Genomic DNA, 21,409 nt, shown 5'->3' on the forward strand with positions numbered 1-21,409 from the left:
CACATCACATTGAGCGTCACCGATAACGGCCCCGGTATCCCGGATCGAGATCTGGCACGGGTGCGCGAACGTTTCGTTCGCCTCGACCAGAGCCGCAACACCCAAGGCAGCGGTTTGGGCCTGAGCCTCGTCGACGCCATCGCGCAGATACACGGGGGCGAGCTGCGCCTGCAAAACCTCGAACGCGGCCTGCGGGTGGAGATGCGCTTTCCGACGTTGTGATGGGTGAAATGTGCCGCGCTAATGACGTTCTACCAGCGAAGGGACAAACGCGGGAGTGATGCACGCATTCACGCGTTTCACGGTGAGCCCGCCCGACCGATGTCTCTCGCGGCTGGGACACGGTTTCGCGAGCTTTCTTTCCCGCCTTCGCCGCCGCCACACCTTCAGTTTTCCCCACGACCGCAAGGCAGGGTCTTTGCCGGAAACCTCAGGGGCAGCACAGGGCCAGACGCGGGAGGAATGAGACATGATTTCAGGACTGATGGGAGCCATCGCGGGCTTTATAACCCATGCGATCAGTTCCATGGGCTATGCCGGGATCGCTGCGCTGATGGCGATCGAATCCGCCTGTATCCCGCTCCCATCGGAAGTGATCATGCCCTTCTCGGGCTATCTCGCCTCGAAAGGTCAGTTCTCGCTGCTTTTGGTCGCCACCGTTGGCGCAATCGGCTGCAATATCGGGTCGACCCTCGCCTATTTCGTTGGTGCTTACGGCGGTCGCCGCGCCGTCGAACGTTGGGGGCGATACATTTTGCTCAGCCAATCGGATCTGGACCGGGCCGATCGCTGGTTCTCCCGCTATGGCAGTGCCGCGGTTTTCGTCTCGAGGCTTTTGCCGCTCGTGCGGACCTTCATCTCCCTCCCGGCCGGTATCGCTCGGATGCCGTTCTGGAAGTTCCAGATCTACACGTTCATCGGATCTTGGCCCTGGTGCCTCGTCCTCGCCTATGTCGGCCTCAAGCTCGGCCAAGCGTGGGACAAAAGCCCGGCCCTGCGCAACACGGTGCACGCCCTGAATGGCGTGGTGCTCGTTGCGATCCTGATCGGGGTCGGCTTCTACGTCCGGCGCTTTTTCAAAAGTCGTGAGGCGTAGAAGCAATGGCGATCCTGCGCGGCCCTCGGTGCCAGTGATGCCGACGCGCAGGCTCAAAGCCGATCCGAGCGGCGATAGCATGTCTGCACGTGGATTCGATTTTGCCATTGGCTCGTCGTCGAAGGATCCGGCTCAGTTCGACCGATCCCGATATTTCGCATCGGGCTTTCCACCGGTCAGACAGTTAACCGATCCCGGTGCGCTACTTGCGTTTGCGCGCCTCACGCAGGACCGCTTCACCGAGCACCAGAACGCAGCCGATGGCAAGCGTTAGGCCCGCGCCAACCGGCCCGAGCCCTCCCGAGCCCATGAATGTCGCCACCAACGTTACACCGCCGACCACCGCCAATGTTAGCCGCAAGTCGGCCACGAACATCTTGAAGAGTTCTTTGAAGACATCGCCAATGATTGTCATGCGTTGCTCCCCGCGGGCGTGGTGCGCGCGACACGCGCAAGGCCGATGCCAGCCAACAGAAACAGCGCCGCCAGTGGAAGCAGCGCGAGGTCGGCGCCGGGCCACTCCGCACCAAGCCCTTCGCCGGTCCAAAAGACACCGAATGCCGACAGCATCACGCCGACACCGAATTTCAGCGTATTCTCAGGCACCTGCGAAAGTGGCCTGTGCATCGCCGCGCCCACGATCAACACGAGAGCGCAGGCCGCCGTCGCGCCAAGCGACGCCTCCCACAACAGGCCCTTGCCGGCTCCTATGGCGACCACGATGAAGGCGACCTCGAGCCCCTCCAGCAGCACCGCCTTGAAAGCGGCGATGCCAGCAATCCACTGCAATGTCCGTGGCGCGCCGGTTTGGGCGCGCAACTCTGCGGTTTCAGCGTCATAGGCCAGCGTCTCGTCATGCAATGCGATCACGCCAGCCGAGCGAAGGACGGCCTTTCTGAGCCAGCCCATGCCGAACAGGAGAAGCAGAATGCCGACGACGAGTTGCAAGGCCTGGATCGGGATGATGCGCAGCGCCGGGCCGAGAATGAGAACGATCAGGGCAAGGACTGCGAGTGCCGCGGCAGTTCCGGCGATGGCGGGCCGCCAGCCGCGCGTGGTGCCGACAGCCAGCACGATGGTGAAGGCCTCGACCACCTCGACGATCGACGCGAGGAAGGCCGCCGTGACAGCAGGGAATAGCACGGTCCAGAAATCAGGTGGCATGGGCATCCTCCGGTTTTGGCGCGATTGCGACGACGATGCGACTCTAATGTCGCAACTACTACAGCTTGTATGTCGCGAATGCAACGTGCTATGTAGCAAATATGAACACGAGCACGTTTTCCGATCGTATTTCCAGCTACAACGCGGCCGTGTCCTCCGTTGAGCAGCGCCTCCTCGACTGGCTTGCCCGGAATCGCGAGACCGCGCTTCACGCCTCGGCCGCAGAGATCGCCGCGGCCGCAGGAACCAGCGACGCCACCGTGATCCGCACGGCACGCAAGCTCGGCTACGCGGGGCTGGCAGAGCTGCGCCGCGCCTTGGCCGAAGACCTGCGCCGCGATCTGACGCTCGCGGACCGAATGACGCGCGAACTGTCGCAGTCCGGCGCTGCCCCGGGTTTAGAGACATCGACCCAGGCCCTGCGCGCCGCGCTTGATGTCATCGAGGCGCTGGAAGACGCGGTGGTTTCGGAGATTGTCACCTCGATCGTCGCGGCACGCCGCATCCATGTCTTCGGCATCGGGCCGTCGGGCTTCATCGCCGGCTATTTCGCGGTGCAGCTTCTACGCCTCGGCTTCGACGCGCGGGCCTTGTCACGCACGGGCCTGCAGTTTGCCGATGACCTTGTCGGAATCGAGTCGGAGGATACCGTTATCGCACTGGCCTATGATCGGCCCTATCCCGAGGTGCGGGCGCTCTTTGATCGAACAACGCGCCTGAACCTGCCCACCTTTCTGATCACCTCCAACGGGCCGCGCATGCCCGACCCGCGCGCGCGCCTCGTCCTGCGCGTGCCTCGCGGCCGCACGGACGGTTTTGGTCTGCACGCGGGCACCCTTGCTCTGCTCGAGGGCCTCCTCGTTGCGCTTTCGGCTGCCGAACCAGACAGGACAAAGGCGGCGCTTGAGGACCTCAACTCCGCCCGCGAGACCCTGTCGGGGGCAGGTATGGGATTGTGATCCCTGCGTTTCGGACGCTTCTTTCGGCAAGCAATCTTGATCCTCAACGTCAGACTCCATCGGCGACCGCAGCTCTGTGAAATTTATGGCTCGGGAAATGGTGCGGTGACATGAACGACCTGCTTTGGCTCTCCGACGCCCAAGTGGCACATCAGGAGACATGCTTTCCGAAGTCACTACGCAAGCCTCGGGCCGATGACCCGCGTGCTCTTAGGGCGACGCGGATGCGATTTCCCGTTATCGCGACAAGTTGGAAAAGACGATGCCCTGAGCGGATGCGGTAGTGCTCGGTCTCGCTTTCGCCGGGCAGGACACCTTTGTTGAACTCGCATCCTTTCCGTTGGCGGTTTCACCACACCAGACTTTCGAGACGAGTGCAGCGAATGACCGCTGTCCTGAAGGTTTTTCGATGCGGGCCGCGGCGCGACTTGGGCGGCCGGGAGGCGGCGGCCCGCGTTGACAAACCTCAGAAGGAGGAAGCTGGCTCATTCCGGGTTCTGGGACACAACTGCAACGGCTGCCGAGAAATGTCTCGGTAGCCGTTTGATTTTATGAACATATTTTTACGCGCCGTTTACACGAGCAGCGGGAGAATTGTCCCGACGCAACAGTAAGCAGAAAAATCGTTTCGGGATTTCGTTGGCAGGAAGAACGGCCAACATCTCGTTCGGTCCTGGAGGCCTTCTTGACGGATCAATACCGAAAGATCGGAGGCCGAATGGTCAAGAAGCTTCAACAGCTGAATTTACCGGAAGTCTATCCTGCCTTGTTGGCAGATTTCAACCTCAATACATGCGGCGACCCAGACTGCGGCAACTTCGGTGTTGCGCCGGACTTCACGATCCCTGTGTTCAAAGGAAAGAACGCTGCACAGCGCCAGCAGGCGGCCGCGGTGAGCATTCCGGCCCTGACGACCGGGCTCGGCTCCTACACCATGTCGAGCGACGATCATCATCCCCGTATTTCGGAGGTCTTCGAATACGACGGTGATCCGGTCGGTTGGGACGACGGCCGATCCATGGAGTGCGGTCATCAGCGCGGAAACGGCGTCTGCGACATCAGCTTCTCGATCCTGTCGAACGAGCACTTCCTGGAAGAGTATTATCGACTGCTCTTCGCAGGCGGCAGCCTCATGGGTCCGGTATGCGGCGCATGCGGCGCGCGGTATCTCGCGAACCCCGACGAGTTCATCTTCAACGGCACCCACGGGAAACTGGCGGCTGGTGGCAATCGCCGAAAAGCGAAGCCCTCAGGGTTCCGGATCATCCACCGCCCCTGCAAAGGTAAACGTGGCGCGCGGATCTCGGTATCGCTGGATCACCAAGCGCAGAAGCAACTGCGCGACAACGTCCGCATCCTGAGGTGCATCGTCAACGGGGACAGCATCACAACCATGCGCCGTGTGCTGGCCGACCCCGACACCGGAAAACAGATCGGCGTCAGCCGCCTCTACAGTCGAATCTTCTGGTTGGAGAGGACCCTGCTGGCTTTCGAGCAAGCGAAGCTGAGGGAGTGGAAGCAGAAAGAGGATGCGTCGGAACGTTTCAGCCACACGAGGATCGCCCACGATGACGTGACGAACTCTGTCAACTGGGAGAGCCGTCTCGATCGACGGCTCACGCCGCTCCAGTTTTCTGTCTCTGCGGATATTCGAAGCGGATATGTTTTCCGGATCGACGCGAACTTCGATCCGAATGTCGATCCCGTCGAGTTCATTGAGGAGCACTACCTCGACGACGCAGGTCAGCCGACCAACCTTCGACAGACCTACACCCAGAAGTCGGGCATCAGCTTCACGGTTCCCAAGATGCACTTCCAGCGGCCCAGTGGACGGCTGGACGAGGCCATGCTCTTTGCCAGCGCCGAGGGCCGTTGGCGGGTGTTTTCCGAGCGCGTGAACAATGCCTACGAAAAGAGAGTGGATGCCGGCATCGCACTTCCTCCGGAGGTTCAGGACAAACTCAACGAAGCCGAAGACAAACGCTTCCAGTTGGACCAGATCGGCAGGGATATTTCGGGTTTCACGACACAGACCGGGACTTCCGAGGCAGCTTCAATGGAAGTGTGGTGAAGCCGACCTATACGAAGGCCGCGCACCTCGCGTGCCTGCGGGACATGCTGCCAAAGGGCAAGATCACCCTTGTCGGTGAGCAGGAAGCGACAATGGTCCGTGTCGTGCCGCACGTCTTCAGGGGCATGATCGATGACGACATGTTCGAATGGTTCGTCATCTCTTTCGACAAGGAGGTCTCTGCGCCGAAAAGCAAGGAGCGTATGGCGAGGTTCAGAGAGGCCCTCGAGGGTTACAAAGAAAAGGTCCGCGCGGTTATCGGCGAGGAAATCTCGGACCGGTATCTCTTGGAACAGTTCTGTGCCGAACGGATGTCTACGGCGTTCACAGAAGCGCGAAACGGGGTGAAAATCCCATATTCGATCGCGAACTTCCAGTCGCGCCAGTTCCCGCAGATTTGGATACGATCACCGGCGGAGTATTTCGGCGAAACGCGGAAGATCGTCGGATTCCCCCTTCTTCGGAAGAAATATCGCGACCCGCTCAAGAAGCTCGCATTCGATCAAGAGATCAGCGATCCCGACCTGAGGGCCGCGCTGGCGCGACGAGCGCTGAGAGCCACTGTGCAGCCCGTTTCCACCTTTATGGCCTCCTTGCGTCATCGAACGAGTCCAACGAAACGAGCTGGAGGCAAAGGGTCGCGAAACGGACCGGCCTACATCAACGGGGCTGTCTTCAATCCTGCTGTTCTGATGGCATTCCTCAACATCTACAGGGTCCACTACAATTGGTTCGAGCCGCGGCAATACAAGGGCCCCGGCGCAAGCGCCGGCAGCGAGGCACCGGTCGAAGAGGGAATGTCCGCAATTCGAGTTCCCGGGAGCGATGAGACGATCGAGGTGCCCAAGCGCGCTACAACATCGCCGGTGATGCTTACGCCTGCAATGCGGCTGGGCGCAGACTCGGTAAAGGCGAACGGTCGAACGCGGAAGGCGCCTGATCCGAGGCGCGTCCTTTACCGGCCCTGGCTGTATCACGGCACGCCGCTTTGGAAGAAATTCGAGACCCGATAGCTGCGGATTGCCCGATGCGGTGGGGACTCCAGCTCGTTTACGACGCCGTATGTCCTTGCTGAAGGATGTCGATCAGCGGACACTCAGGCGTATCGGAGCCGGTGCAGCACGCAATGGTCTCGTCGAGGACAGCCTCGATCGCCTGAAGATCGCGAATCTTGGCGCGAACCACATCAAGATGGTGGCGCCCCATCTGCTCGACCTCGGCGCAGGTTTGGCTTCCACAATCGACCAGGCCCAGCAGATCGCGGATTTCCTCCATGGTGAAGCCGAGATCCCGGGCCCGCATCACGAAGCTGAGCCGCTCCACATGGGCTGTGCCATAGCGGCGATGGCCCGAAGAGGTGCGCGGCGGATCGGGCATCAGGCCGACGCTCTCGTAGTAGCGGATCGTCTCGAGATTGCAGCCGGTCAGGCGGGCGAGATCGGAGCGCTTCAGCTCGCTCGCGTTGGCGTGATCGTCTGGCACTGGATTTCTCCTTGATCCTGTAGTTGCTACAGATCCTACGTTGTAGCTCGATGAAAGACAACGGGATGAGGCGATGACGTCGGAAGCGATCGAGACCGAGCGAAAGGCTGATGAAAGACCCGACAGGACGGGATGGGCCGCGACCGGCGCCGGGGTGCTCGGCGCGCTGGCAATGACCTCCTGCTGCATCCTGCCTCTTGTTCTGGTGAGCCTTGGCGTTACCGGGGTCTTCATCGGGCAGCTCACCGCGCTCTACGCCTACAAGTGGGTGACCTTTTCCTTCGCGGCAGCGGCGCTCAGCTATGGCTTCTGGAAGGCCTACCGCCCGGTGTCTACCGAGGATTGCGGAGACGGTGCCTGCGCCCGTCCCGTGGATCGCCGTCTGATGCGCGGGCTGCTCTGGGGAGCGCTGGCGGTCGTGCTCCTGGCTCTGGCCTTTCCCTACGCCGCTCCCCTCGTCCTGACATTCTGACACGGAGTTCTCATGAAACGCATCCTGCTTGCTGCGATCCTGCTTGTGGTGCCCGCGGTGGCCCTGGCTGAGGAAGCGCAGACTCGGCTTCACGTCACGGGGCTGACCTGCCCCTCGTGCAGCTACATAGTCGCGACCGCGCTCAAGCGGGTGGACACGGTCGAGATCGCCGAGTTCGTCGAAGGCGACGCCGAGGATGGTATCTATGTTCTGCACTACGACGATTCCGTCACCGACCCCGACGCTCTGATCGCGACCGTCTCCGGCGTCGGATACGGTGCGACTTTGGTCGACGGGAGCGGGTCGTGACCGAACTCGAAACCTCCTCCAAGAAAAATGACCGCCTCCTGAAATACGGGCTGATCGGCACCGTCCTCGTCGCGCTGTGCTGCTTCACCCCGATCCTGGTGATCCTGCTGGGCGCGGTCGGACTTTCGGCCCTGATGGGCTGGCTCGACATCGTGCTTCTGCCCGCGCTCGCGGTGTTCATCGGCATCACCCTCTACGCGCTCTGGCAGCGCCAACGCACCAGATGAAGAGAGACTGACATGAGAGATTGCTGCACTTCCAAGGGCGGCGCCTATGACCTTGCCGTGATCGGCGCGGGCTCCGCCGGATTCTCGGCCGCAATCACCGCTGCCGAGGCCGGGGCCCGGGTCGCCCTGATCGGTGACGGAACCCCTGGTGGCACATGCGTCAACGTGGGCTGCGTGCCCTCCAAAGCTCTGATCCGCGCGGTCGAAGGCCTGCACCACGCGCGCGCGGCCAACCGGTTCAACGGCATCGAGGGGGAGGCCCGCGTGACCGAGTGGGCCGCGACGGTGGCACAGAAGCAGGCGCTGGTGGATGAGCTGCGCGCGGCGAAATACGCCGACGTGCTGCCCCGGCACGAGAATGTAGAATACATTGAGGGCCGCGCCCGTTTCGACGACGACGGCCGACTGACCGTGAACAGCGCCGCCTTTCCGGCGACGAAGATCATCTTAGCGACTGGCTCCCGGCCGCATGTGCCGGCCATTCCAGGCATCGAGGAGGTCGACGCCCTCGACAGCACTTCGGCGCTGGAGATGACCGCGCTACCTTCCTCTCTGCTGGTCCTCGGCGCGGGCTACATCGGCGTGGAACTGGCGCAGCTTTTCGTCCGGGCCGGCGTCGCAGTAACGCTGGTCAGCCGCAGAGGCGTGCTTCCGGAGGCTGAGCCAGAGATCTCCGAGGCGCTGGAGATCTACCTTGCCAGGGAGGGCATCCGCCTCGCGCGCGTCTCCGGCTACGACAGTGTGGCGCGCCACGGCGGTGGCGTGCGTTTGACCGGGAACGAGGGTGAGACCTTCAGCGCCGAGCGCCTGCTGCTCGCCACCGGGCGAATGCCGAACAGCGACGGGCTGAACCTGGGTGCCGCCGGGATCGAAACCGATGCGCCGGGCGGGATCGTCGTCGACTCGCAGATGCGCACCGCCAACCCGAACGTCTGGGCCGCGGGCGATGTCACCGGGCGCGATCAATTCGTCTACATGGCGGCCTACGGCGCCAAGATCGCCGCCCGGAACGCCGTGGCGGACGAGGCGCGCACCTATGACAATGGCACGATGCCCTGGGTGGTCTTTTCCGACCCGCAGGTGGCGGGCGTGGGCCTGAGCGAGGCGCAGGCCTGCGCCGCCGGGCACGAGGTCGTCACCTCGGTTCTGCCGCTCGACGCCGTGCCGCGCGCACTGGCGGCCCGCGATACGCGTGGGCTGATCAAGCTGGTGGCGGAGGCGGGCAGCAAGCGGCTGCTGGGCGCGCAGATCCTCGCCCCTGAGGGCGCCGACAGCATCCAGACCGCCGCGATGGCCCTCAGGGCCGGGTTCACCTACGAGGAGCTTGGTGACACCATCATGCCCTATCTCACGACGGTCGAGGGGCTGAAGCTTGCCGCCCAGACTTTCGAGAAAGACGTCGGTGCACTCAGCTGCTGCGCGGGGTAGCGACCCTCGACCACGACAGGAGACCCAAAATCCCATGCCGACCCTTGCCGCCTATATCGGCGCCGCACTTGCCGAAATCGCCGGTTGCTTCGCCTTCTGGGTCTGGCTCCGGCTGGACAAGCCGATCTGGTGGGTCGGTCCGGGCATGGCTTCGCTCGCGCTGTTTGCCTACCTGCTGACGCTGGCTGACAGCGCCGCCGCCGGACGAGCCTACGCAGCCTATGGCGGCATCTATATCGCGGCCTCGCTGTTCTGGCTCTGGGCGGTCGAAGGCGTCCGGCCGGGTCGGTGGGATCTGATCGGCGTCAGCATCTGCCTTCTGGGCGCCGGCATCATTATCGCAGGGCCCCGTGCGCCGGTCTGACCCCACGCAGCCACTACGAAAGAACAAGGAGCAAAGATGACCGACAAGCTCGACCTGATCGTCATCGGTGCCGGCATGGCCGGGATCACCGCCGCAAAGAAATGCAGCAACGCCGGCTGGTCCGTCGCCGTCGTCGACGAACTCCCCTACGGCGGCACCTGCGCGCTCAGGGGATGCGACCCTAAGAAGATGCTGCGCGCCGGAGCCGAGGCAATGGAGGCCGCGCAGCGACTGTCCGGCAAAGGCATCGCGGGCGAGACCCGGATAGATTGGCCGGCCCTGATGAAGCACAAGGAGAGCTTCACCGATCCGGTGCCCCAGAGCATGGAGAGTGGGCTGAAGGAGGCTGGGGTGCGGACGTTCCACGGTCGGACCCGCTTCACCGCCGAGGACAGGATCGAGATCGAGGATCAGGGCGAGATCGCCTTCCGCCACGCACTGATCGCCACGGGGGCCAAGCCACGGCCTCTGGAGTTCCCCGGCGCCGAGAAGCTGATCGACAGCACCGACTTCCTGAACCTCGCCGAATTGCCCCGTCGGATCGTCTTCGTCGGCGGCGGTTACATCTCTTTCGAGTTCGCGCATATCGCGGCACGCGCCGGAGCTCAGGTGACGATCCTCGACCGTGGCGCGCGGCAGCTGAAGATGTTCGATCCCGACTTGGTCGACATGCTGCTTGATCGCAGCCGCTCCGCGGGGATCGAGATCATCGACGAGGCCGCGATCGAGCGTGTCGAGAATGCGGACGGGGCGCACCGAGTGGTCTACCGGAAGGCGGATGGCACCGACACCATGGAGGCCGATCTTGTCGTGCATGGTGCCGGGCGGGTGCCCTCGGTCGACCATCTCGAGCTCGGCGCCGCAGGCATCGCGACCGAGCAAGGCGGCGTGAAAGTCACGCCATGGCTGCAATCGCCGTCGAACTCGCGCATCTTCGCGGCCGGCGACGCCGCCGCCTCGCCCGGCAAGCCGCTGACCCCGGTAGCGGTCTTCGAGGGCAAGATCGCGGCATCGAACATGCTCAAGGACAAGCGGACAGAGCCCGATTACACCGGTGTGCCGAGTGTGGTCTTCACCATCCCCGAACTGGCGCGGGTCGGCATGCTCGAGGAAGAAGCGCGCGCGAGGGGGGACGTCGAGGTGCGCCTCACCGACACTTCTGGCTGGTTCTCGCAGAAGCGTTTGGGTGAAAGCCATGCCGGCGCAAAGGTAATCACCGCTAAGGACGGCAAAATCCTCGGCGCGCACATGTTCGGGCCCGACTACGCCGAACTGATCAACGTCTTCTCACTGGCGATCAAGCTGGGACTGACGGCTGCGCAGGTTAAGGCCATGCCGGCTGCCTACCCGACGGGGGCATCCGACATCGGGTCGATGTTCTGAGCCCTGCGCGTCTTCGCCTGGAGGGTTCGGCGCAGAAAGGCGCGATAAGAATGTTCAGAGCCGGGAAACAGATCGTTTCCCGGCTCTGTGTCCCAAATCCCGGAACGAGCCAGGAGGAAGCGGCGGGGGGCTTGGATAACCCTATGGGGAAAATGCGTGGGCGGTCGGGGCAGCGGCTGCATCCGGGGTGCGAGTGATGGCGAGCCAAATGCCTGATACGGTCGCAAACGCGGCCGGTGATCCCGACAAAGCTGTGCGTTTCTGAGCGTCTTCCGGCTTTGGCCGCGCTGTAAACGGGAGCGCACAAGCTATTCGGACCGGATCTGCGGATTGTAGCCGGTGCTGCTTCGTGTCGGATGACGGGCGATATGTCATGCGGCCTGTTCCTTGGGTGGCGCACGTGCCATCGGTTTCTGGCCGCGCCGGAAGATTTCGACGATGCGCATGGGTCCGCCGCAGCAGGGGCATGGCTCACGCAGGGTGAGCGGGGAGATCTTGGTCTGCGGTTCCGGCACGGCGATCTGTTGAGACCGCTGGACGCAGAGCAAAGCGCGGATTCTGGTGATGTTGGTCTTGCGGGCGGCGCTGGAGAGCAGCCCGTAGTGCCGGATGCGGTGGAAGCCGTCCGGCAGGACGTGGATCAGGAAGCGGCGGATGAACTCCGGCGTGGCCAGCCGCATGACCTTTTGCCGGTCGCCGGATTTGATCCGGTAGTCCTTCCAGCGGAACGCGACGGTATCGGCATCGGCGCTGACCAGGCGATTGTTCGAGATCGCCACCCGGTGGGTATAGCGACTGAGATAAGCCAGCACAGCCTCGGGTCCTCCGAAGGGTGGCTTGGAATAGACCACCCATTCGTTCTTGCGGAACGGGGCGAGCCAGGCGGTGAAGGCTCCCGCGTCAGCCAGTCCGGCGAGGTCACCGAAAAAGTTGAGCGCGCCCGCGCGATGCAGGTCGAGAAGGCCCTCGATGAACAGCCGCCGGAACAGCCGCGACAGCACCCGCACATGCAGGAAGAAGCCCGGGCGGTGGGAGACCCACCGGGTGCCGTCGGGCGACAGGCCGCCGCCCGGCGCGATCATGTGGATGTGGGGATGATGCGTCAGCGCTGAACCCCAGGTGTGGAGCACGCTGGTCATTCCAACCCGGGCGCCGAGGCGCCTGGGGTCGGCCGCGATGGTCATAACGGACTTGGCCGAGGCGCGGAACAGGAGACCGTAGACCGCCTTCTTGTTCCAGTCGGCGATCTGGGCGATCTCCGCTGGCAGGGTGAAGACGATGTGGAAGTATTCCACGGGCCGTAGGTCTTCGGCCCGCGCCACCATCCAGTCGCGCGCCGCCGGTCCCTGACATTTGGGGCAATGCCGATTCTTGCAGCTGTTGTAGGCGACACGGTGGTGGCCGCACTTGGCACAGCTCGCCACATGCCCGCCGAGCGCCTCGGTCCGGCAGGCCTCGATCGCTGACATGACCTTCAGCTGGGTCAGGCTGACATGCCCTGCATTGGCCTGCCGCCACGCAGGACCATGGGCACGGAAGATGTCAGCGATCTCCAGCCTTGGCCGGCACACCGACCCCGGGGGCTACTCCAGTCCTCGTCGCAGGGTCTCGTCCTGAAGCAGCTTCATCTGCTCGAAAGGGCTGACCGTGCCGCGGATCGTCTTCGTCGCCACATGGGTGTATCGTGCCGTCGTCGTCAGCTTGGCATGCCCGAGCAGCACCTGGATCACCCGCACATCAGTGTTGGCCTCGAGCAGATGTGTGGCGAAGCTGTGTCGCAAACTATGCAGTGTCGCGGCCTTCTTGATGCCCGCCATATGCTTGGCCGAGGTGAACGCCCGGTTCAATTGTCGTGGCGACAGCGGGTTGATCTTGGGCTTGCCGGGGAACAGCCAGCCCTCAGGACGGGACTCGCGCCAATAGTCCCGCAACAGACCCAGCAGGCTGGGCGAGAGCATGGCTTTGCGGTCACGCCCGCCCTTGCCGTCATCGACATGGATCAGCATCCGATCGCTGTCGATATCCTTGACCTTCAGGTTGCAGACCTCGGATGCGCGGAGCCCCGCTCCGTAGCTGATCCCGAGCGCTGCGCGATATTTGAGCCCAGGGCCGGGCACGGCGGCCATCAGATCGGCCACTTCCTCGACGCTCAGGACAATGGGCAACTTCCGGGGATTGCGGTGGAACTGCATGAAGCGCTTCATCTCGTCGCGACCGCACGTTACGCCGAAGAAGAACCGCAGCGAAATGATGCGCACGTTGAAGGTGCTGGCGGTCACCCCTTCTTGGGTCATCTTGAGCTGATATGACCGCAGGTCCTCCGGTGTGGCGGTGTCCGGCGGCCTCCCGAGGAAGGACGCGAAATGCTTCACATTCCGGATGTGCGCCTTCTGCGTCTTCTCGCACAACCCGCGGATGTTCATGTCCTCGATCATCCGCTGGCGCAGCGGGGTGGTGTTCTTCGCCTCAATGGGAACCTCCTGTCTGACGGTGGGAAGACCCCCATCGTCAGCCCAGAAAGCTCAGCCACATAAAAAAAACGCGGAAATGACGGGCAACGCCAGCCACGAGCGCCATTGCCGCGGAGCGGCTTAGTCCTTCCACCTCTGTGTGGGTCGTGCCTGGTCGAGCGACGGTACCCAGGGGGAATGTCCGCTTTCAAGGTGAGAAGAGAGCGCGTTCGCGCGTGCAGCAAAGGTCGGCTTCTCTCATTGGGTGTCTGGGTCAAGCTCGCTTTCCTTCTTATGAGGGATCGCGTAGCCCGTAACCAGCTCGCCAAAATGTTCGGCGAGCGCTTCGACGCTTGAGTATCCCAAACCGCATGGGCCGGGACAGGTACACAGAGTTCAGGACACTCCCTTGGCTAAACCCAAGTCTTGAGCGTCTCCCCCGGATATCCGCATGACGTCGCGAATCCAGAAAACTGAATTCGCGCGCTTATTCGATCTGTTTAGAGCCGCACTAATGGGACGGCGGGGCGGCTCGCCTCGTCCGTCTCAAACAGGGACGCGCTCGCATGAGCGCTCCCAGAGCCTCTTCTCCTCGACCGCAAGATACGCAGTGGCGGCAATGGGGATCTGGTATGTTTAAAGCGGCACACACACTTGGTCGGCCAAGGACCTTCTCATACGAAACCTTCCACGTTTCCGCCGGTCCCCAATCTGGGAACTGTTCGCGAGCGGCTGGGGCCTGGTGTGACCAAAACAGATCCCCCCAAAACCGTCCGGGATTCCTGGGGATTTATGGGATTTCTTCTAAGTTCTACTATTTTCAGCCAACATATTCCTCGCGAAAGCAATCACCTACCTAGAATCCACATCGTCAGATCCGGGGTGGTGCTGATCAGAAGCGGGGCAGGAGGCCGATGTTCCCGGGGGCTGCCACCTCACGAACGGGTTTGCCAAACAGTAAAAGCGGGGCGGCCGAGTCCGCAATTTGGGTTCTCTCCCGATTTCCGTGCGCTTGATAAGAAACACATCTGCTCATCGATAGTCATCGAAAGAGGAGCAGACATGCCGGCCGACAATGGCAAAATTCAGATCGCGCAGGTGCTCGTCGAGCATCTCAGACGGGCGGGGTTCAGTCTCACGTCGTTCAAGCTGATCCTCGCGATGCTTCATCACCAAGACCGACAAGAGCTCTGGATCCGTGAGGCGATAGAGACCCCGAGCCTTGCGAAGACATGGATCGAGGGGACCCGGCTGCGAGCGATCGTCGGCCCATGCCGCGAGAATGGTGCGACGTCGCTGCATAGGCTCGTTGCAGAAGCGAAGAGGACGGACTTGTTCGATGACATCCGGCTTATTGAACGTAACAGAATACTGGCATGGCAGTTTTCCGGCCTTGCTCAACGGCTAATGGCTGCTCGGATATACGAATATTACACGCTCCTCGATCTTGCCGAAGTCGGAGACTGTCGGAGCCTCGACGATCTCAACTATCTCATCGTGATCCGACATGTTTTCAAAGGACCTGTCCCGAAATTCTATGGTCCTACGTCGCCGAATTGGAGCCGTCTGCGCGCTAGGCACATGGCGTCTTTGTCTCGAATTACGAAGATGACAGGGGTGACGCTCGTGATCATCGAGAGCCGCGACAAGAATGACTATAACCTCCGTCACGTCGAATGCAGGGTCTGTCACGTTCAAACAACATGGTGGATCTCGGCGATCCGCAAATATCCGGCTGGCGCGAAAGTGACGCTGATTGACGCGTCTGGCCGCCAGACGATCGACCCAAAATCGTTCGACTTCAGCCATTTGCCGGGGGTCGTCCCAGGTCCTCCGCCCCGCCGCCAGTAAGCGGCCCGGCGGCGGGTACCGCTACAAGCCTCAGGCCCGTCCCGAAGAGCAGAAAAGCCGGCGCAGGCGCGTCGATGCGGTGCTGGCGGGCCACCGCATCGGCACGCTTTCCGTGCCAGTTTAGAGGAGTTTTCCATGTCTTTGTTTTCGACTGAGCCCGTTCTCCCGGGCGATATTGTTGCATTCCGGTTCCCGCATTCCGAGGGAATGGCGCCGTATGCGCGACCATGCCTCGTTCTCGAGGCGACAGAAGACGAAGTCCTGCTTGCATACGGCACAACCTCTCGCTCGCGCGCGAATGTCGGCTTCGAACTGCGTGTGACTGCCGAGTTCGCCGAGTGCGGTCTCTATAAAGCGAGCCGGTTCGTGCTTGCGCGTCGCGTGCGGGTCCCGCGATCGGACCCACGTATTGTGCCGAATGCCGCCGGAACCCCGGTCCTTGGGCGTCTCACCGAGGCTCTGCGACGTCGTCAAGACGATCTCCTTGCCCGGATTGAAGCCAGCTGGCCGACTGCGGAACGCAGAATCGAAGCAGAGCGCCGCGGATTGCACCCGCGCCGAGGCGATCGCCGTCGCAGGGGAGGGGAGCCATACCAGGTCTGAGCGCTTCCGGGCCCGGACCCCGCGTACAGGCTTTGATCCGGTTGGATCCGCGGGCATCGCGCATGGCGCCCGCGGATCCAACCCGGATCAGAAGCCGCGCGCGATATCGCAACAAGAGATAGGTAATGTTATGCATAATCCCGAGAAACTCAGTGCCGTTCAAGCTTTCGGCCAGCGCAATCTGCCTGCTCTGCAGTCTCTGCTCACTCACGCAGATGACGCGGTTTGGACCGAGCGGCTGAGGACGTGGCTGACAGCGTGTATCCTCTCCCCAGACAGTGCGCTTCGTGCGGCCGCTCTCGAACATGCCGTCGTCGATCTCGTCACGCTGGAGCTTTCCCGCCAATCTTACGCACTTGCAGATGATGGCCTTCGTCTGACGGACCAGGGCGGCACACTCCTGGTCCGCCGGACGCTGGCAGAGCTACTTTTCGTTCTCAGCACGTCTGATGCGCGATCGGCGCGCCAGCTCGCCACACTCGCTTGCGCGAGCCGCAACGAACGGTTGGAGCAGATACGATCCAAGATCATCGAAACCGTATAAATGGAAGCCGGCTGCTGGATTTCCCGCAGCCGGCACGGCTGAACCGAATGAACGACATATGAAGATCGCAACCGGAAGACGGCGCTCAAGTTCCGACCGACTTGGTCGGTGCGTGCTCTTTCCCACACAAACTATAGTTTGTGTGGGAATCGATCGGGCTCGAATTTTGGTAGGGAGACCTCCCCTCAGTATCCGCTGCTGTGCGAACAAAATGGGCGGCGCCGTCAAGTGTAAGTAAAGGATGATGAAAAATGGCAGGCATCTCCCGCGCAACCGCAATGCAGGCCGGGATGGAGCGTACGAGGGCAGCGTCGCAGCAACTCGAACGTGATATCATTCAGATCGCATGCTAGATCGAAATCAGGCACCCCGGCTCACTCACCGCTCTCGAAGTACAGTGGCGCTATTCTTGCGGTGACAACGAGATCGCAAATGTTGTTCCGCTCGTTTCCGATGAGGAGACCCGTCATAAGATCCGGCGCAAGGCAGAGGCGGCGTATCGCGCGCTCGACGACGCGCTCAAGCCCGAAGGGCGCCACTCTGCGCCCGCGCGAGGAATCTCGCCGCATACACCGACGCTGGCCTCGCGGAAATCGCAGCGGCCTACGCCTTCGGCATCTCCAAGACATGTGCCTTCATGGATGGAAACAAGCGCACAGCATTCGTGACCGCGGTCACGTTTTTGCGGTTCAACGGCTACTCTTTCCGACCAACACCGGTCGAAGGCGTCCGGGCGATGAAGGATCTGGCCTCGGGGCAAGTCAAAGAGCCGGATTTTGCCAAGTGGCTCTCGAGCGGGATGAACCCGATCTGAAGCCTCGAAGAATTCTTCGAGCGGCGCAGCTACCCAAGTACAGAGCCCCTCTGGAGACGGAGAGGAGCTACCAACATTTTCCCTCAGGGGTTGAGCCTTCGGCGCCCCATCGCCTCCGATAGCGGGTGCGCGCGAATTCGTTGGCGTTACTATACTGATCATTTGATCAACAAGTTGTTCCGACACCCTAAAATATTCTGCTGGCGATTTTGAAACTCCCCGCATTCTCCCTTTGTCTTCTCTGCCCCCAAGAGAATGGATAGAGAATGCCCACAGGACACGAAAATCCCGATTGCGACCCTCCGCCAGTGCTGCTCGACCGGGCGTTTCTGCGACGTCGATGGCGCTTTTCAGCAAGTGACACCTTCCTCTGGCGACACGAACAGCGCGGCCTGCTCGTTCCTGTCACCGACGGCACGAAGCTGCGCTACACTTGGGACGCTGTTTTCGCATTTGAAGGCGGGCTACCTCCGGAGGGCATGGTCGCGGCGTATAAGGGCGATCTCCTGACGGTGGAAGAGGCGGCGCGGCTCTGCTCCGTGAGTCCATCGTACATTAGGGCGGAGGCCCGTGCGGAAAACCTTCCGAGTCGGCGTGCCGGGCGGGCATGCCTCTTCGTTCCGGCGGAAGTCGAAGCCTGGCGCGCGCGGCGCTTCGTGAACCGCAAAACACTGAAAAAGGCGGGAATTTCCTCCGATAAATGGAACGGGGGGTGAAGTTTACGGTCCAAACTTCGCACCCCGTTCCATTCATATTGTCGCAATGAACGGTCGGGCGGTCGAATGAAAACCGACAGGAGGAAATGAAAAGATGAGCAACGAACAATCTATCGGGCTGAAAACCCTCAAAGATGTCGCGCTTCTCCTGCCGTCAGTCTATTCCGAGGCGTCCGCGAAGACCCTCGCGGCTGCGTTGCACAAGGCCGAACGTCTTACGGGGCTGCGGCTGTCGCAAATTCCCGCCAATGAAAATGATTGGATCCGTCGCGCGCAGTCAATCATCTGGGCCGGCGAATTCCGCGGCGCTACGCCGGGCGACCAGGAAGCAGCGTTCAACATTTGGGTGAAGAAGATCGCGTCGACGATCCGGCGCGCGCAGGAGAGCGTGACGGCGCCCGTAAAGGTCTCCGACCAGCGCGGCGCCTGGGATCAAATCGTGGACTACGCCGCGCGTGTCGAGAACACCTTCGATGACGCAGGCAATCGCATCCTGCCGAACATGTTCTCGGTCTCGATGACAATCCTGCGCTCGCACGGCGGTCATCTGCACCCGAGCGAGGTGACGACCGAAACTGCCCGCCAGAGCTTGATTGCGTGCCGCGCGGACAAGGCTGCATCGTTTCGCAACGCTATAGCCGCGTTCAATCGCCTCGTGCGTGAGAAGAACCGGCATCCGGCGATTGCTCATCTTCTGCCGCAGCTTCCGATCGGTCCGATCCCGCACCTGCGGGACGCGTCTCTCGATTGGACGCGCTTTACGCCCGCCTTCGTTGCCTCCCGTGACCGCGCGATCACACGGGCGATCGCTGCGGATCGCACGCGGCGCGGCGACCGGTTCAAAGGCAAGCTCGGCAAGGGGCGGCTTTCTGCGGCGGGCCAGCGCAAGGGCCGTCGCCGTGGCGTCGGAAATCCTGACAGTGCGCGCAAGAACCATCTCAATGCGCTGAGCTGGCTGGTGCGGCACGCGTATCCCGATCGGTCTGTTTCCTATCATCTGAACGATATCCGCGACCTGTTCACTACCGAGATTGTCAAGCGAGCGGTCGATACCTACATCGCGCGTGCCGAGGCGTCCGAGGTTCTGCTCAATCCGACGGAGACGTCATCCGCAGGCGGGGTGCTTGCGCGCCTTCAGGTCCTCGCGGATCGCAACGAATGGCCCGAGGACGTGGTGTTTGAGTTGGAAGACGCGCGGTTTGATCGCGTCGACAGCCATCAAAGCCGCGAAATGTCGAAAGAGCGGGAGCAATTCGTGAAACTCGTGCAGCGCGATCCTGCCGTGCCTCGCGCGATCGTTTCAGGTCCGCGCCGGCTGGCTGAGGAGGCTCAACTGGTCTTCGACGACTGGAAAAGTTTCAAGACGCGCGAGCGAGAGGCGGCGCTGCATCTCTCGATGGGGGCAAGTTTGCTGGCGCTGCTACTTGCGCGTTCGGTGCGCTCGAGGAACGTGCACGAGCTCATCATCTGCGGTGATAATGCCGAGTTGCTTCGACCCCTCCGCGACGCCAGACCCTGGCTTGAGATCGATCGTCGTCGCGTGAAGAACGCCAGCCCGATCGCCGGCGAGATTCCTGAGCGCCAGTGGCGTGTCATCATGCAATGGCTCGATCAGGGGCTCCCGAAATGGTGCGAGAAACACGGGATCGATTTCGACGCAAACGTGCTGCTCCTTCCCGGGCCGAAGGGGCTGCTGTCGCGCCACACATACAACAGGGTCTGGAATAAATGTGTCGCGAGGATAGGTGTTCCGGGCCTTCAACCACACCTGATGCGACATGTCATGGCGACGATCTGGCTAGCCGCAAATCCGGGTGATTACGCGACCGTCGCCGCGTTCCTCTGCGACAAGGTTTCCACAGTGGAAAAATTCTACGCGCGAGGCGAAGGCGCGGCGGCCGCGAAGCTCTTTGCCGAGGCGCTCGAGGCGCTCGACCCGACGCTCGAGACCTTTCTGAACAGGAGAACCGCATGACCAAGACCCGAGACCAAAGGGCAGGGGAGCTGCCCGCGCGAATGCCACACGTCCCACGAAACGTGGTAGAGCGGATGCAGGACCATCTGCGGCAGAAGGAGTTTTCCCAACGCGGCATGCCCGCTGCGCTGGAGGCCTTCTTTGTCGAATTGTACAACTCTGGGCTCGCGCCGGAACAGGTGACCGCGGAGGTTTTTCGTTTGACCGGCACGTCGCGGTCCCGGTTTCGCTGTCTCGTCGCGGCCCTGCGTCAGTTTGCGCCGGACGTACCGCTTTCCCCCTCGGTCCCGGTCAAGCAGGAATGGGATCGCTGGCTCAATGCGAGGTACAACAAAAAAGAGAAAGTCGAAGGACCAACCCGCCTTGTGGGCCTCGCGCCGGATCACTGGCCGGTGGCCTGGCGCACGGCTCTGCCGACCCTGGAGCGGAGCGTGCGGCCCTACGGGGTGCGATTGAAACCGCTCGCGCCGAAAACAAAAAGCGCCTTGGTGTCTGCCGTCGGACTGCTTGCTCGCGCACGGAGCTGGGCGGCCAGCCGGGGCGTGGACCTTCCCGAGTGTCCCTCGGACGAACTCTACGACGGCTTCCTGCACTATCTCGACGAGGAGCGGAACGTCTCATTCGGCACCGCGCGCGACTACCTCCAATGTGTCCGAATGTTCTTCCTGCGTGCCGGGCTGTTCGACGAGGAAAGCTTCGAGGCGATTGGCGAGCTAATCTCGGCGCTTCATTGCGAAGCGGTGGCCACCGATCCCGGGAAATGGGAGCGGCTGAAAGAGTTTCGCACGAGGTTTACGCTTGCAGGTTTATTGGACGAGGCCGATGCGGCGCGCGCCGAAGCGGAGTGCCTGCCGGGAGGTTCCACATCGGCGTTCAAGCTGCGCCAAAAAGCGATGATCTACGCCCTGCTGGTGAATACCGGTGATCGCCAGGGCGATCTGCGGGAATATCGCGTCGGGGTAGATCTTTGCCGCAGCGATACCGGCGACTGGGGGCATGGGATCCGGCAGAACAAGACCGGCAACAAGAAAGACCTGGACCTGCTTTGGCCTGGCACCTCCGCATTGATCGACCGGTTCATCCTGGGAGACCGGCCGGACTGGATGCTGGCTCAACGTCTCGGTGAGGTCGAAGGCATGAACCTGCTGACGCTCTCAGAGCGGGTCGTTGCCGAGGGCTATATCAATCGGCGGCTGGCCCAAGACTTCGGGATCCACGGCCATCTTGTGCGCACCCTCATTGCCGATCTGCTTCGCAGGGCGCGACCGGATGCTCTCTGGGCCCTTCAAAAGATGCTGGGGCATACCAACAGGACGACACAGCGGGTCTATCGGTCGGATTTCGACGAAAGTGTGGCTGTGCGCAACTTCGATGCGCTGATCGGCACGCTCGCCAATTGAGTGGCGAGTACTACAGAAGAGGATATGCAGCAATTCTTGCGGGATCGACAGCAGGCGGCATTGAGCCCCTACCGACAGCGCGGTTTGAGAGCGTTCGATCA

Annotated in this window: 21 protein-coding genes and 1 pseudogene; 17 read left to right on the forward strand and 5 right to left on the reverse strand. The window is 62.1% G+C overall.

Annotation, left to right across the window (positions count from 1 at the left end; all coding sequences use genetic code 11):
• Both B6V73_RS19250 and B6V73_RS19255 read left to right on the forward strand, forming a co-directional pair.
• The coding region (locus tag B6V73_RS19250) for a sensor histidine kinase (RefSeq protein ID WP_143597949.1) at positions 1 to 222 on the forward strand (222 nt) is incomplete at its 5' end.
• A gap of 247 nt (positions 223 to 469) precedes the next feature.
• Positions 470 to 1,096 carry a DedA family protein gene (locus tag B6V73_RS19255; protein WP_206185615.1) on the forward strand — a complete coding sequence of 209 codons (627 nt, stop codon included), beginning with the start codon at positions 470 to 472 and terminating at the stop codon, positions 1,094 to 1,096.
• A 202-nt stretch (positions 1,097 to 1,298) separates the two neighbouring features.
• Here the strand turns inward: B6V73_RS19255 and B6V73_RS19260 are convergent, their stop codons facing one another.
• Together B6V73_RS19260 and B6V73_RS19265 are read right to left on the reverse strand one after the other, a co-directional pair.
• Positions 1,299 to 1,511, reverse strand: coding sequence for a hypothetical protein (locus B6V73_RS19260; protein ID WP_075777618.1), 213 nt, complete (start codon positions 1,509 to 1,511; stop codon positions 1,299 to 1,301).
• Complete coding sequence (locus B6V73_RS19265) at positions 1,508 to 2,260, reverse strand: TMEM165/GDT1 family protein (RefSeq protein ID WP_088726174.1); 753 nt, start codon at positions 2,258 to 2,260, stop codon at positions 1,508 to 1,510. The genes B6V73_RS19260 and B6V73_RS19265 overlap by 4 nt, the downstream gene beginning before the upstream one ends.
• A 101-nt stretch (positions 2,261 to 2,361) precedes the next feature.
• Between B6V73_RS19265 and B6V73_RS19270 the strand changes: the two genes are divergently transcribed.
• From B6V73_RS19270 to B6V73_RS21215, 3 genes are all read left to right on the forward strand, one after another.
• Positions 2,362 to 3,219, forward strand: a complete 858-nt coding sequence (locus B6V73_RS19270; RefSeq protein WP_088726175.1) for a MurR/RpiR family transcriptional regulator — start codon at positions 2,362 to 2,364, stop codon at positions 3,217 to 3,219.
• A gap of 718 nt (positions 3,220 to 3,937) precedes the next feature.
• Complete coding sequence (locus tag B6V73_RS21210; protein WP_240504192.1) at positions 3,938 to 5,290, forward strand: hypothetical protein; 1,353 nt, start codon at positions 3,938 to 3,940, stop codon at positions 5,288 to 5,290.
• Positions 5,287 to 6,303, forward strand: a complete 1,017-nt coding sequence (locus B6V73_RS21215; protein WP_240504193.1) for a hypothetical protein — start codon at positions 5,287 to 5,289, stop codon at positions 6,301 to 6,303. Before B6V73_RS21210 ends, B6V73_RS21215 begins: the two co-directional genes overlap by 4 nt.
• Before the next feature lie 37 nt (positions 6,304 to 6,340).
• Here B6V73_RS21215 and B6V73_RS19280 read toward each other — a convergent pair whose 3' ends face one another.
• On the reverse strand, positions 6,341 to 6,772 hold the full coding sequence (locus B6V73_RS19280; RefSeq protein ID WP_088726176.1) for a helix-turn-helix domain-containing protein: 432 nt from the start codon (positions 6,770 to 6,772) through the stop codon (positions 6,341 to 6,343).
• A gap of 73 nt (positions 6,773 to 6,845) precedes the next feature.
• Between B6V73_RS19280 and B6V73_RS19285 the strand changes: the two genes are divergently transcribed.
• Genes B6V73_RS19285 through B6V73_RS19310 form a run of 6 tightly spaced genes read left to right on the forward strand, consistent with a single transcriptional unit; the run spans position 6,846 to position 10,955 of the window.
• Complete coding sequence (locus tag B6V73_RS19285) at positions 6,846 to 7,244, forward strand: mercuric transporter MerT family protein (RefSeq protein WP_078520057.1); 399 nt, start codon at positions 6,846 to 6,848, stop codon at positions 7,242 to 7,244.
• Between the two features lie 12 nt (positions 7,245 to 7,256).
• Positions 7,257 to 7,553: a cation transporter gene (locus B6V73_RS19290; protein ID WP_078520058.1), complete on the forward strand. Its 297-nt coding sequence runs from the start codon at positions 7,257 to 7,259 to the stop codon at positions 7,551 to 7,553.
• Complete coding sequence (gene merF / locus B6V73_RS19295) at positions 7,550 to 7,780, forward strand: mercury resistance system transport protein MerF (protein WP_078520059.1); 231 nt, start codon at positions 7,550 to 7,552, stop codon at positions 7,778 to 7,780. Before B6V73_RS19290 ends, merF begins: the two co-directional genes overlap by 4 nt.
• A gap of 12 nt (positions 7,781 to 7,792) precedes the next feature.
• On the forward strand, positions 7,793 to 9,208 hold the full coding sequence (gene merA, locus B6V73_RS19300; RefSeq protein ID WP_088726177.1) for a mercury(II) reductase: 1,416 nt from the start codon (positions 7,793 to 7,795) through the stop codon (positions 9,206 to 9,208).
• A gap of 34 nt (positions 9,209 to 9,242) precedes the next feature.
• On the forward strand, positions 9,243 to 9,572 hold the full coding sequence (locus tag B6V73_RS19305) for a YnfA family protein (protein ID WP_088726178.1): 330 nt from the start codon (positions 9,243 to 9,245) through the stop codon (positions 9,570 to 9,572).
• A gap of 36 nt (positions 9,573 to 9,608) precedes the next feature.
• Positions 9,609 to 10,955 (forward strand): NAD(P)/FAD-dependent oxidoreductase, encoded by a 1,347-nt coding sequence (locus B6V73_RS19310; RefSeq protein WP_078602577.1) that lies wholly within the window; start codon positions 9,609 to 9,611, stop codon positions 10,953 to 10,955.
• Positions 10,956 to 11,326: 371 nt separating this feature from the next.
• Here B6V73_RS19310 and B6V73_RS19315 read toward each other — a convergent pair whose 3' ends face one another.
• Together B6V73_RS19315 and B6V73_RS19320 are read right to left on the reverse strand one after the other, a co-directional pair.
• Positions 11,327 to 12,526, reverse strand: coding sequence for an IS91 family transposase (locus B6V73_RS19315; protein ID WP_088726179.1), 1,200 nt, complete (start codon positions 12,524 to 12,526; stop codon positions 11,327 to 11,329).
• Positions 12,527 to 12,538: 12 nt separating this feature from the next.
• Complete coding sequence (locus B6V73_RS19320) at positions 12,539 to 13,426, reverse strand: site-specific integrase (RefSeq protein WP_168174943.1); 888 nt, start codon at positions 13,424 to 13,426, stop codon at positions 12,539 to 12,541.
• A gap of 1,041 nt (positions 13,427 to 14,467) precedes the next feature.
• Between B6V73_RS19320 and B6V73_RS19325 the strand changes: the two genes are divergently transcribed.
• The 6 genes and pseudogenes from B6V73_RS19325 (at position 14,468) to B6V73_RS19355 (ending at position 21,308) form a co-directional block, all read left to right on the forward strand.
• Positions 14,468 to 15,256, forward strand: coding sequence for a hypothetical protein (locus tag B6V73_RS19325; RefSeq protein WP_088726181.1), 789 nt, complete (start codon positions 14,468 to 14,470; stop codon positions 15,254 to 15,256).
• Positions 15,257 to 15,989: 733 nt separating this feature from the next.
• Positions 15,990 to 16,403 carry a hypothetical protein gene (locus B6V73_RS19330; protein ID WP_088726182.1) on the forward strand — a complete coding sequence of 138 codons (414 nt, stop codon included), beginning with the start codon at positions 15,990 to 15,992 and terminating at the stop codon, positions 16,401 to 16,403.
• Between the two features lie 541 nt (positions 16,404 to 16,944).
• A pseudogene (locus B6V73_RS19340) lies at positions 16,945 to 17,217 on the forward strand (type II toxin-antitoxin system death-on-curing family toxin); the annotation flags it as partial.
• A 308-nt stretch (positions 17,218 to 17,525) separates the two neighbouring features.
• Positions 17,526 to 17,933 (forward strand): helix-turn-helix domain-containing protein, encoded by a 408-nt coding sequence (locus B6V73_RS19345; protein ID WP_168174941.1) that lies wholly within the window; start codon positions 17,526 to 17,528, stop codon positions 17,931 to 17,933.
• Between the two features lie 94 nt (positions 17,934 to 18,027).
• A complete protein-coding gene (locus B6V73_RS19350; protein ID WP_088726185.1) occupies positions 18,028 to 19,908 on the forward strand; it encodes a hypothetical protein in 1,881 nt (626 codons plus the stop codon).
• A complete protein-coding gene (locus B6V73_RS19355; protein ID WP_143597950.1) occupies positions 19,905 to 21,308 on the forward strand; it encodes a site-specific integrase in 1,404 nt (467 codons plus the stop codon). Before B6V73_RS19350 ends, B6V73_RS19355 begins: the two co-directional genes overlap by 4 nt.
• Positions 21,309 to 21,409: the final 101 nt, after the last annotated feature.

It is taken from the genome of Thioclava sp. JM3, assembly GCF_002213185.1.
Lineage (GTDB): Bacteria > Pseudomonadota > Alphaproteobacteria > Rhodobacterales > Rhodobacteraceae > Thioclava > Thioclava nitratireducens.